Origin of the sequence: Nocardia sp. NPDC051787, assembly GCF_040681325.1 — a bacterium.
Lineage (GTDB): Bacteria > Actinomycetota > Actinomycetes > Mycobacteriales > Mycobacteriaceae > Nocardia.
This window is the reverse complement of record NZ_JBFAYO010000027.1, coordinates 47,289-59,130: the sequence shown is the minus strand read 5'-3', so window position 1 is coordinate 59,130 and position 11,842 is coordinate 47,289. Positions and strand designations below refer to the sequence as shown.

Annotated in this window: 11 protein-coding genes and 1 pseudogene; 7 read left to right on the top strand and 5 right to left on the bottom strand. The window is 66.2% G+C overall.

Features of this window, described 5'->3' with window-relative positions; genetic code table 11:
* The first annotated feature begins 26 nt into the window (after window positions 1–26).
* The 5 genes from AB0M45_RS25405 (at window position 27) to narI (ending at window position 9,230) form a co-directional block, all read left to right on the top strand.
* Window positions 27–1,451 carry a hypothetical protein gene (locus AB0M45_RS25405; RefSeq protein ID WP_364334044.1) on the top strand — a complete coding sequence of 475 codons (1,425 nt, stop codon included), beginning with the start codon at window positions 27–29 and terminating at the stop codon, window positions 1,449–1,451.
* Window positions 1,452–2,279: 828 nt separating this feature from the next.
* Window positions 2,280–5,990, top strand: a complete 3,711-nt coding sequence (locus tag AB0M45_RS25400; RefSeq protein WP_364334041.1) for a nitrate reductase subunit alpha — start codon at window positions 2,280–2,282, stop codon at window positions 5,988–5,990.
* Window positions 5,991–6,061: 71 nt separating this feature from the next.
* Window positions 6,062–7,798 (top strand): nitrate reductase subunit beta, encoded by a 1,737-nt coding sequence (narH, locus tag AB0M45_RS25395; RefSeq protein WP_364334186.1) that lies wholly within the window; start codon window positions 6,062–6,064, stop codon window positions 7,796–7,798.
* Complete coding sequence (gene narJ, locus AB0M45_RS25390; protein WP_364334038.1) at window positions 7,795–8,475, top strand: nitrate reductase molybdenum cofactor assembly chaperone; 681 nt, start codon at window positions 7,795–7,797, stop codon at window positions 8,473–8,475. The genes narH and narJ overlap by 4 nt, the downstream gene beginning before the upstream one ends.
* Window positions 8,472–9,230 (top strand): respiratory nitrate reductase subunit gamma, encoded by a 759-nt coding sequence (narI, locus tag AB0M45_RS25385; protein WP_364334035.1) that lies wholly within the window; start codon window positions 8,472–8,474, stop codon window positions 9,228–9,230. Before narJ ends, narI begins: the two co-directional genes overlap by 4 nt.
* A 63-nt stretch (window positions 9,231–9,293) precedes the next feature.
* On the opposite strand, the gene AB0M45_RS25380 is transcribed toward narI, so the two are convergent.
* From AB0M45_RS25380 to AB0M45_RS25365, 4 genes are all read right to left on the bottom strand, one after another.
* A complete protein-coding gene (locus AB0M45_RS25380) occupies window positions 9,294–9,425 on the bottom strand; it encodes a hypothetical protein (protein WP_364334031.1) in 132 nt (43 codons plus the stop codon).
* 41 nt (window positions 9,426–9,466) lie between these two features.
* Complete coding sequence (locus AB0M45_RS25375) at window positions 9,467–9,718, bottom strand: type II toxin-antitoxin system RelE/ParE family toxin (protein WP_364334028.1); 252 nt, start codon at window positions 9,716–9,718, stop codon at window positions 9,467–9,469.
* Window positions 9,715–9,987 (bottom strand): type II toxin-antitoxin system Phd/YefM family antitoxin, encoded by a 273-nt coding sequence (locus AB0M45_RS25370; RefSeq protein WP_364334025.1) that lies wholly within the window; start codon window positions 9,985–9,987, stop codon window positions 9,715–9,717. Before AB0M45_RS25370 ends, AB0M45_RS25375 begins: the two co-directional genes overlap by 4 nt.
* A 192-nt stretch (window positions 9,988–10,179) precedes the next feature.
* Entirely contained in the window at window positions 10,180–10,353 is a 174-nt protein-coding gene (locus AB0M45_RS25365; protein WP_364334183.1) for a DUF397 domain-containing protein, read from the bottom strand.
* On the opposite strand from AB0M45_RS25365, the gene AB0M45_RS25360 reads away from it, so the two are divergent.
* Window positions 10,349–10,786, top strand: a complete 438-nt coding sequence (locus AB0M45_RS25360; protein ID WP_364334022.1) for a hypothetical protein — start codon at window positions 10,349–10,351, stop codon at window positions 10,784–10,786. The two genes, AB0M45_RS25365 and AB0M45_RS25360, sit on opposite strands and share 5 nt — an antisense overlap.
* 20 nt (window positions 10,787–10,806) lie before the next feature.
* Window positions 10,807–11,136, top strand: a pseudogene (locus AB0M45_RS25355) (respiratory nitrate reductase subunit gamma); the annotation flags it as partial.
* Window positions 11,137–11,199: 63 nt separating this feature from the next.
* Here the strand turns inward: AB0M45_RS25355 and AB0M45_RS25350 are convergent.
* A complete protein-coding gene (locus AB0M45_RS25350) occupies window positions 11,200–11,652 on the bottom strand; it encodes a VOC family protein (protein WP_364334019.1) in 453 nt (150 codons plus the stop codon).
* Window positions 11,653–11,842 lie beyond the last annotated feature (190 nt).

Genomic DNA, 11,842 nt, shown 5'->3' with positions numbered 1-11,842 from the left:
GGATGTTCGGAGGTGCATTGCCTTTCATGGAGTACCCCCGCTACCGATCGGTGCAGGTGGCCGATGGGCTCGGGGTTGTCGAGGGTGTGGTGGACGATGACGGGTTCACTCTGACGTTCGCCGGAGACCCCATCGCGTTCGACTCCAGCGACGACCACGGCTCGCTCGGATGGCTGGCCCGGCGCCTGGTGCCCCAACCCGACCCTGATGCGCTGCACCTGGTGGAGGCGTGGACGGAACCAGCGGAGTGGGATGAGCTGCGACAGTGGCTGCGGCATGTGGAGCCCGACGACGACCCGGTCGGGCCCCTACGACCGTTGCTCCGGTTGCTGGCTCCCGGCGAGTACGGCGTGGCGATCGGTACGCTGCCGAATGTCAAGATCGTCGGCGCGCATCCGACCGAGACGAGTCATTGGTACGCGGGCGATATGTGGTACGCGGGCGATGTGTTCGGTCCGGAACCCACCCCGATACTCCCGACACACCATTGGCCGCCGCCGGACCGACCCGCCGTCACCGCCTATCGGCAGCAGATGGAGGCGCAGCGTTGCTTCCCCGCGCTCGTCGTGTTCGGGCACCGCGATTCCCCGGTCTGGTATCTACTCGACGGCCACCACAAGCTGGAGGCATACCAACGGCTCGGGCGTGACCCGGTTGCGGTGATGATCGCCGTCGGCGGACCCGGTCCGATGACAGGCACCCGGATGCAGACGGAGCCGAGCCTCGAGTACACCCCCGTGGGGGGGATGACGGCCGGGACAGGCGTTATTGCGGTTTCCGGGTCGGATGGTGCCAGCGTGCTGCGGTTGATGCGTCGGCCCTACATCGTCGAGGGGTACATGGGCGGCGGAACCGTCGACCGGCTCGCCGTTCTGTCGGGCGATCCGAAATTCCGCGTGAAGGTGGGGAAGCTGCGGAAGTGGCTACGCCGTCCTGATTCCCGTTCGCTACCCACAATGCTCTGCACGATGCTGGATCTGCTCGCGCCCGGCTGTTACGGCGTCCGGCACTGGATCGGCGAGGGCGTCCAGGTCCTGCCGTTCCCGCCGAATCGGATGGTCACCTGGTACCCGGGTATCACCACTGATGGCAAGGGAACGGTGTTGCTACCGACCGACGAGTGGCCGCCACGCGCCTCGGCCACCGTTGACGAGTACGTTCGCATGATCAGGTCCGGCACCTACCCCTTTGTCGTGACGTTGCGTGCCTCGCCACCCGAGGACGAAGACGATGCAGTCGCCTTCGTCATCGACGGGCACCACAAGCTCCAGGCTTACCTGCGTGCGGGCGTTGCTCCCCGATGCATCGACATTGCGAAACTCTCGGACGAAAAGACCTGCCGGCCAGACGATCTCACCACGGTTGTCGGCGGTGACGAAGATCTGACGCGACATACCGCCCAATTGCTCATCTACCTGAAGAAAGAGGCAGTGAGAGAAGGCCCCGCTTAGTACTCCAGCGGTGGATCGTGATCGCACCGCTAGGGCTGCTTCATCTCCATCGGCGGGTGGCAGTTACTGGGCGCTGACGGAAACCCTGCCATCGCGTCAAAGGTCGCCGAAAGCCCGCAGGAAGCAGTGAGTATCGCGTTGGCGGCCTGATCGTTTCCAATGTCGGCCCCGTCCCGGGAGCCCAACCTTGAAGCCCGACCACGGCCAACTATTCGACGAGTTGATCAGTCGAGCCGGCACCGTCCGGGTGATGGATTTCGACGACGCAGGCAGGTAAGCCTGTGAGGTAGCCAACGAGGCGATGCCGTCCTCGTGCGACCGGCTGATCGCGGTATGGGACGGCGCCGCCAGCCAGCAGGGTGCCCCACAGTCCCTTCGCCGGGGTCGAATGCCCCCTATCGAACCGATGCCTTTCGTATGCTATTTCCGATCACGTGCAAACTCTCCGCGAATTGTGATCCAGGCAACTGAATGTGGCCCGCAACGCTCCACGGAGGCAGCCGGAAACGGGTAAAACCAGCACCGCCGAGGGCTGTTCAGTCGTGTTAACAAATGTAAAGCGCGAGAGAACCGGTCGTTTCCAAAGCATCACCGACCCCTCGGCGATCCACTCCCTCCGAGCCGCTTTTGACCAGGTCATCGCGCATCCGCCCTGGTCGTATCGTCAGGCGCGTCTCGGCGGCACCGCGCCACCGTGACCACCACGTTGCGCCGATCTCACAACTCACCACGCGCTCGAATGGGCTGTGAGAGAGTTGTTTGGCGAGCCGTCGACGTCTCCTTACAGTCGAAACATCAGCCCGATTTGCACAGCTCGAAGGGGACGTCGTGGTTAATTCGCGTACCCGGGGTCGCGTATCCTCCGCCCCGGCCACCGACGCCGGGGACGCCCTCCTGCGGCTGGGGAAATACTTCCACCGGGGCGAGGTGTCGTCCGACCAGCGGACGCTGCACAAGGTCGGCGGTCGCAGCGCCGACGAGTTCTACCGGGACCGCTGGTCGCACGACAAGGTGGTGCGCTCGACGCATGGCGTGAACTGCACGGGGTCGTGCTCCTGGAAGATCTACGTCAAAGACGGTGTGATCACCTGGGAATCGCAGCAGACCGACTACCCGTCCGTCGGCGCCGACAAGCCGGAGTACGAGCCCCGCGGCTGTCCCCGCGGCGCGTCCTTCTCCTGGTACACCTACTCGCCCGCCCGAGTTCGCTACCCCTACGTGCGCGGCATGCTGCTGGAGTTGTACCGGGAAGCCAAGTCCCGGCTCAAGGACCCGGTGCTGGCCTGGGGCGAGATCGTCGAAGATCCCGAGAAGGCGCGCAGCTACAAGGCCGCGCGAGGCAAGGGCGGATTCGTCCGCGCCGAATGGTGGGAGGCGGCCGAAATCGCCGCCGCCGCACACGTCTACACGATCAAGCAGTACGGACCGGACCGCGTCGCCGGGTTCTCGCCGATTCCGGCCATGTCGATGGTCAGCCATGCCGTCGGCGCCCGGTTCATCTCGCTGCTCGGCGGGTCCATGCTGTCGTTCTACGACTGGTACGCCGACCTGCCGGTGGCCTCGCCGCAGGTGTTCGGCGACCAGACCGACGTGCCGGAGTCCGCGGACTGGTTCGACGCGGGCTACCTCATCATGTGGGGCTCGAACGTGCCGGTCACCCGGACGCCGGACGCGCACTACATGACCGAGGCGCGCTACCGAGGCCAGAAGGTGGTGGTGGTCTCCCCCGACTACGCCGACAACACCAAGTTCGCCGACGAGTGGGTGCCCGCGCGTCCCGGCACCGACGCGGCCCTGGCCATGGCGATGGGCCACGTGGTGCTGAAGGAGTTCTTCGTCGAGAAGTCGACGCCGCGGTTCCTCGACTACATCAAGCGCTACACCGATCTGCCGTTCCTCATCACGTTGGATGAGCGCGACGGGTCATATGTGCCCGGAAAGTTCCTCACCGCGGCCGACCTCGGCCACACCGGGGAGAACGTGCAGTTCCAGACGGTGCTGCTGAATGACGAGGCGCAGCCGGTGGTGCCCAACGGGTCGCTCGGCCATCGCTTCGGCGAAGCGGGCGCCGGAAAGTGGAACCTCGATCTCGGGGACGTCGATCCCCTGCTGACTCTGTACGGTCGCACCGACGACGCTGCGGCCGTACAGATTCCCCGCTTCGACAGCGACACTCCCGGCGTGCTCACCCGCGGCGTGCCGACCACGACGGTCGCGGGCAAGCGCGTGACCACGGTCTTCGATCTGCTGCTTGCCCAGTACGGCGTCGGCCGCGACGGCCTGCCCGGTACCTGGCCGAGCGACTACGACGACGCGGCCGAGCCCTACACCCCGGCCTGGCAGGAGGCCATCACCGGCGTGCCCGCCGTGCAGGCCCAGCGCATCGCGCGGGAGTTCGCCGACAACGCCGACCGCTCCGGCGGCCGGTCGATGATCCTGATGGGCGCGGGGACCAACCACTGGTTCCACTCCGATCAGATCTACCGCGCGTTCTTCACCCTGACCCTGCTGACCGGCTGCCAGGGCGTGAACGGCGGCGGCTGGGCGCATTACGTCGGCCAGGAGAAGTGCCGCCCGGTCACCGGATGGTCCACGCTGGCCTTCGGGCTGGACTGGCAGCGTCCGCCGCGGCAGATGCAGGGCACGGTGTTCTGGTATCTGACCAACGACCAGTGGCGCTACGACCCGTTCACCGCGGAGTCGTTCGCCTCCCCGCTGGGCGCCGGGAAGTTCGCCGGTCGCACGGCCGCCGACAATATCGCGCTGGCCACCCGGCTGGGCTGGATGCCGAGCTACCCGACTTTCGACCGCAATCCGCTCGATCTGGTGGATGAGGCCGAGGCCGCGGGCAAGACCGCGCCCGAGCACGTGGTGGACGGGCTGAAGTCCGGCGACCTGCGGTTCGCCTGCGAGGACCCGGACGCGCCGGAGAACTTCCCACGCTGCCTGACCGTGTGGCGGGCGAACCTGCTCGGCTCCTCCGGCAAGGGCAACGAGTACTTCCAGCGCCACCTGCTCGGCGCCGACTCCAACCTGCAGACCACCGACGCGACCGGTGTGCGGCCCCAAGAGCTGACCTGGCGCGAGACCGCCGCCACCGGCAAGCTGGACCTGCTGCTGTCGCTGGACTTCCGGATGACCAGCACCACGCTGTTCTCCGACATCGTGCTGCCCGCCGCCACCTGGTACGAAAAGCACGACCTGTCCTCCACCGACATGCACCCGTTCGTGCACGCCTTCTCCCCGGCCATCTCGCCGCCCTGGGAGGCGAAGACCGACTTCGACGCCTTCCACCGGATCGCGCGCGGCTTCTCCTGGATGGCCGAAAAGCACCTGGGCAAGCGCAAGGACGTCGTGGCCGTGCCGCTGCAGCACGATTCGCCGGACGCGACCGCGCAGGCGGGCGGGCGCGTGCTGGACTGGAAAGCCGGTGAGTGCGAGCCGATTCCGGGCAAGACCATGCCGAAGCTGGTGGTCGTCGAACGCGACTACCCGAAGCTCGCGGAGAAGATGGCCGCGCTCGGGCCGCTGATCGACACGCTCGGCGTCACCACCAAGGGCATCACCACCTACCCCGACCAGGAGGTCGAGTACCTCGCCGGGGTGAACGGCACCGTGGTGTCCGGCGTCGCGCAGGGACGCCCGTCGCTGGCCAAGGACACGCACGCGGCCGAGGCGATCCTCGCGCTGTCGGGCACCACCAACGGCAGGCTCGCGGTGGAGGGCTTCCACGCGCTGGAACGCCGCACCGGCACCAAGCTGGCCGACCTGGCCGCCGAGCACGAGGGCAAGCGGATCTCCTTCGCCGACACCCAGGCTCGCCCGGTACCCGTGATCACCTCGCCGGAGTGGTCGGGCAGCGAGACCGGCGGACGCAGGTACTCTCCGTTCACCATCAACACCGAGCGGCTCAAGCCCTGGCACACGCTGACCGGGCGGCAGCACTTCTACCTCGACCACGACTGGATGATCGAGCTCGGCGAGCAGCTGCCGATCTTCCGCCCGCCGCTGGACATGACGGCGCTGTTCCGCGAGCCCTCGGTGGGCGAGGTCGGCGAACAGGGCGTCACCGTGCGCTACCTGACGCCGCACTCGAAGTGGTCGATCCACTCCGCCTATCAGGACAACCTGCACATGCTGACGCTCTCCCGCGGTGGGCAGACGATCTGGATGTCCGACCGCGATGCCGCGAAAATCGGTGTGGCGGATAATGATTGGATCGAGGCGATCAACCGCAACGGTATCGTGGTCGCCCGCGCCATCGTCAGCCACCGGATGCCGGAGGGCACGGTGTTCATGTACCACGCCCAGGACCGGGCCGTGGACGTGCCGCGCATCGAGGGCATCGGCGAGGACACCAAGGGCCGCGGCAAGCGCGGCGGCATCCACAACGCGCTCACCCGCATCATGATCAAGCCCTCGCATCTCATCGGCGGCTACGCGCAGCAGTCCTTCGCGCTGAACTACCACGGCCCCACCGGAAATCAGCGCGACGAGGTCACCACGATCCGCAAACGCTCGCAGGAAGTGGAGTACTGACATGAGTCCGACGAGGTCACCACACAGCGTCGGTAGACGGCCGCAGGAAGTGGAGTACTGACATGCGAGTCATGGCACAGCTGGCCATGGTGATGAACCTGGACAAGTGCATCGGCTGCCACACCTGCTCGGTCACCTGCAAGCAGGCGTGGACCAACCGCGGCGGCACCGAGTACGTCTGGTTCAACAACGTGGAAACCCGTCCAGGACAGGGCTACCCGCGGCAGTACCAGGATCAAAAGAAGTGGAAGGGCGGCTGGACGCTGAACAAGCGCGGCAAGCTCACCCTGAAATCCGGGTCCCGGCTCAAGCGGCTGCTGAACATCTTCGCCAACCCGGACCTGCCCACGGTCGAGGACTACTACGAGCCGTGGAGCTACGACTACGACAACCTGCTGTCCTCGCCGCCCACCGACACCACGCCGGTCGCGCGCCCGAAATCGTTGATCACCGGCCAGGATACGAACGTCACGTGGAGCGCCAACTGGGATGACGACCTGGGCTCCGGTCCCGAGCAGGTCGGCAAGGACCCGCTGCTGGCGAAGCTCTCGAACCAGGTGAAGCTGGAGTTCGAAGAGACGTTCATGTTCTACCTGCCGCGGATCTGCGAGCACTGCCTGAATCCGTCGTGCGCGGCCTCCTGCCCCTCCGGCGCGATCTACAAGCGCGCCGAGGACGGCATCGTGCTGGTCGATCAGGACAAGTGCCGCGGCTGGCGGCAGTGCGTGTCGGGCTGCCCGTACAAGAAGATCTACTTCAACCACAAGACGGGCAAAGCGGAGAAGTGCACCTTCTGCTACCCGCGCGTGGAAGTCGGCATGCCGACGGTGTGCTCGGAAACCTGCGTCGGACGGCTGCGCTACATCGGCGTCATGCTCTACGACGCCGACGCCGTGCTGGAGGCCGCGTCGGTCACCGAGGACAAGGATCTCTACCCGTCCCAGCTCGGGGTGTTCCTCAACCCGCACGACCCGCGCGTGGTCGCGGAGGCGGAGCGGGCCGGGATCTCGCCGGAATGGATTCAGGCGGCCCAGGATTCGCCGGTCTACAAGCTGATCGTGGACTACCAGATCGCGCTGCCGCTGCATCCGGAGTATCGCACCATGCCGATGGTCTGGTACGTGCCGCCGCTCTCGCCGGTGGTGGACGTGCTCACCGAGACCGGGCACGACGGCGAGAACGTGTCGAACCTGTTCGGCGCCATCGACGCGCTGCGCATCCCGGTGGAATACCTGGCCGAGTTGTTCACCGCGGGCGATGTGGGGCCGGTGCGCGCGTCGCTGCAGCGTCTGGCGGCGATGCGCTCGTTCATGCGCTCGGTGAACCTCGGCGAGGAGCCCGATCCCTCGATCGCGCCGTCGGTGCGGCTGGAGCCGGAGGAGATCGAGGCGATGTACCGGCTGCTGGCCATCGCCAAGTACGAGCACCGGTATGTCATCCCGACCGGCGCGGGAGCGCGTGCGCACGAATTGGATTCGCTCGCCACCGGGTGCAGCCTGGACACCGACGGCGGACCGGGCATGACGGCCTTCGACCAGATGGTAGAGAAGTTTCACCTCACCGACACCAACGGCGCGGCGCCGGAGGAGAAGTCGGGCCGGATCAACTTGCTGAACTGGGACGGTAAGAACACCGAGGGGCTGGTGCCGACCAATGGCAAGCACAACGGGCACGCGAGCAACGGTGTTCCGGCCAATGGCTCGACAAACGGCCGGCCCACCAATGGCTCGGGCATCGGCGTGGGCGCGAATGGCGACGGCGCCCACGCCGATGACCCGGCCTCCGCACCCAGCGGGGCGGGCCGATGAGCCTGCTGAAGCTGCGCCGCCGCCCGGAACCGTCCGTCGAGCTCGCGCAACGCGACCGGCAGCTGGTCTGGCGGATCGCCGCGCTGCTGCTGGACTACCCGAGTGAGCAGACGCTCGCCATGGTCGGCCAATTGGCCACCGCGGTAGCGGAATTGCCGGACGAGGTGCGCGCCCAGCTGAGCGAATGCCTCGATTACCTGCGCATGACCCCGCCGTTGGAACTCGCGGCCCGCTACGTCGAGACCTTCGACATGCGCCGCCGCGCCAGCCTGCACCTGACCTTCTACGCCTACGGCGACACCCGTAAGCGCGGGATGGCGCTGTTGCGGTTCAAGCACGCCTACCGGCACGCCGGTGTCGAACTCGGCGACGAAGAACTGCCCGACCATCTGCCGGTGCTGCTGGAGTTCGCCGCCACCGTGGATCCGATCGGCGGTGAGCGACTGCTCGGCGAGCACGTTCCGGTGCTGGAGCTGCTGCGACTTTCGCTGTCCGACAGTGGTTCTCCGTATGCCGGGGTGCTCGCCGCGGTAGGGGCGACGCTCCCGCCGCCCACTACCGCCGACCGGCGGCGCATCGCCGAGCTGGCGGCGCAAGGACCGCCGGAGGAAGAGGTCGGGTTGGAGCCCTTCGCGATGGACCCCTCCCTGTTCGACGGATCGGAAGGCCGACGATGAACGCATCCCCGAATCTGCCGATCTCGCTGTGGCTGATCCTGCCGTACATCGCGTTCACCTCGTTCCTGCTCGGGCACCTGTGGCGCTACCGCAACGATCAGTTCGGCTGGACCACCCGCTCCTCGCAGATCTACGAGAGCCGTCTGCTGCGCTTGGGCAGCCCGCTGTTCCACTTCGGCATGGTCGGGGTGTTCGGCGGTCACGTGCTCGGCGTGCTGATCCCGGAGTCCTGGACCTCGGCGGTCGGCATCTCCGAGCACGCCTACCACGTCATCGCCGTCGGCGCGGGCTCGGTGGCCGGTCTCGCCGTGCTTGCGGGCGTCGCCATCCTGCTCTACCGGCGCATCACGGTCCCCGCCGTCCGCAAGGCCACCACCGGCAACGACAAGATGATGTACGTGCTGCTGGCCGCGGCGCTGATCACCGGACTGCTCAACACCTGGGGCAGCAACCTGCTGTGGGGCACCTACAACTACCGCGAGACCGTCTCCCCCTGGTTCCGCAGCCTGTTCACCCTCAGCCCCCAGCCCGAGCTCATGGTGGACACCCCGTGGACCTTCCAGCTGCACGGGCTGGTCGTGCTCGCGCTGATCGGGCTGTGGCCATACACCCGGTTGGTGCACATGTTCAGCGCGCCGGTCGGGTATCTGGTCCGGCCGTACGTGGTGTACCGCAGCAAGGAATACGACGCGCCCGACAAGCGCCGCTACGCCCGCGCCTGGGAGGCGCCGGTCACCCCCGAACGCTGGCGCTGAACGACGCCGTCGCGCCACGCGAAGACCCGCCCGGCCATCGTCGTCCGGGCGGGTTTTCGTGTGTCAGGCGTTGTCGTAGGCGTCCTGCAAGGCCTTGACCTCCAGCTTGGACATCGCGCGCAGGGCGGTGCCGACGGCGATGGTCTTGGCGGGATCGTCACCGCTCATCAAATCCAGCAGCACTCGACTGCACATGGCTGCGGCATTTCGCGACCGAGAAAAGCCCTCCACTCGGTTCAGCGGTAGACATCGGACCTCTTGGCTACCGTGTAGATCGTCACCAACTGTTCTTCGTCATCGATCTCGTACACGATGCGGTACTGGCCGATTCGGACCCGCCAATCATCACGGCTACCGACAAGCTTCTTTGCACCGGCGGGCCGCGGCTCTTTACTCAGCCCGATGATGGCCTGCAGCGCGGCTTCGAACACATCGCGCGGAAGCCTCTGCAGTTGCTTCAGTGTGTCGGGGTGGAACTCGATCCTCACGACGCGAGAACCGTCGCCAGGTCGACACCCAGCTCCTCGACCATTTCCGACATCGACATCGTTTCGAAGGGCACTTCCCGCATCCGCCGCAATCGAAGGGCGTCGGCGATGTCGGCGTGCTCATGCAGGCGCTCGTAGTCGGCCATGCTGATGAGCACCGCGATTTCGGTGCCGCTGTCGGTGATGACGACCTCGTCGCCGGTCGCAGCGACCTCCCGCACGATGGCACCAAGCCTTGTCCGCAGGTCCCTCAGACTGTAGGTACTCATGTCACACATGTTACACAGACGTGGCGAATTTGCCTCAGTCATCGGCTGAGCGCCGGGCAAGAGGGAGGGAGCAGCAGCTTGCCGATTGACAGGCATCGACGGCACCGGGCGTCGGACGGAACTGTCCTATACACAGAACGAAGCCCCGCACCGCGTCGATTCGCGGGCACAGGGCTTGCTCGGGCAGTACTGCTATGAGCGAGTGAACTCGCCGTCTACGACGCCAGCGGTGAAAGCATCCCACTCGCTCGGGGTGAAGATCAGCGCAGGACCGGTCGGGTTCTTGGAGTCGCGCACGCCGACCATGCCACTGTCCAGGTGTGCAACCTCAACGCACTGGTCTTGCCCGGCACTCTGAGTGATGATCCATCAGAGCACAGTCGCTCCAGGCACCCGTCGGTTCATCGTCTACCGTCGATTCATCTTCCCCCGCCGGTTCATCGTCAGCGCCGACCCCAGCGAGTTGATGTTGTTCCGGATCCGGCAGGATTCTGGACGGCGCCTTACCGCACTGGGCGCAGGGCTGGAGATCACTCTGCTAGCCGCGGTTACTGGACAGATTGTGATCGCGGTACTCCTCGCGGGCCGGGTTCCGTGGCTGATGCTTAGCGGGCTGGTCGTGCTCACCTCTGGTGTGGCGGTGGCAATCGTCCTCCGCCTGCCGCAGGTCATATTTGCGCTGGCCCGCCTCGAGTCCGCGCTCAATGACAGTCCAACACGTGGCATCGGGCACGATTGCGCTGATTCTCGGGAAGCGGTAAGGCAGGGCAGCGACGATCGTCAGGCGGCGACGAGCTGAATCCCTACGCGGACGACAACGGACTGCTCAACACCTGGGGCAGCAACCTGCTGTGGGGCACCTACAACTACCGCGAGACCGTCTCCCCCTGGTTCCGCAGCCTGTTCACCCTCAGCCCGCAGCCCGAGCTCATGGTGGACACCCCGTGGACCTTCCAGCTGCACGGCCTGGTCGTGCTCGCGCTGGTCGGGTTATGGCCCTACACCCGATTGGTGCACATGTTCAGCGCGCCGGTCGGCTATCTGGTCCGGCCCTACGTGGTCTACCGCAGCAAGGAATCCGACGCACCCGACAAGCACCGCTACGCCCGCGCCTGGGAGGCGCCGGTCACACCCGAGCGCTGGCGCTGAACAACGCCGTCGCGCCACGCGAAGACCCGCCCGGCCATCGTCGTCCGGGCGGGTTTTCGTGTATCAGGCGTTGTCGTAGGCGTCCTGCAGCGTCTTGACGTCCAGCTTGGACATCGTGCGCAGGGCGGTGCCGACGGCGATGGTCTTGGCGGGATCGTCACCGCTCATCAAATCCAGCAGTACTGAGGGCACGACCTGCCAGAACAAGCCGTACCGGTCGGTGAGCCAACCGCACGGACCCGGGTGGCCGCCTTCGGTGAGGGCGTCCCACAGGCGGTCCACCTCGTCCTGGGTGTCCACGACCACCTGCAGCGACGCCGCGTCCGTGAGCGGGTGGTCCGGTCCACCGTTCATGATCGTGATCGCTTGGCCGTCCAGATCCAGCGAGACGATGAACGCCGACCCGTCGGAGTCGCGCGAGATGTCGACCACCCGCGAGTTCGGGATCACCGAGACGTAGAAATCGGCCGCTTCCTCGGCGCCGTTCTCGAACCAGAAGAACGTGTTGACGGACATGATGTGCTCCTTGCGGGTTGCTGTGTGGCCTGCTGTCACCCTTCGGTCGGAGCCGACGGCACGGTTTCGACGTAGTTCGCGAACTTTCTCGAGAAATATTTTCGCCCCTGTCGGCGACATTGAACACTCGTAAGTCGCTGGTAGACATCGCGCAATCGGATCTGACGGAATCTTCGCAGGCAACACCGGA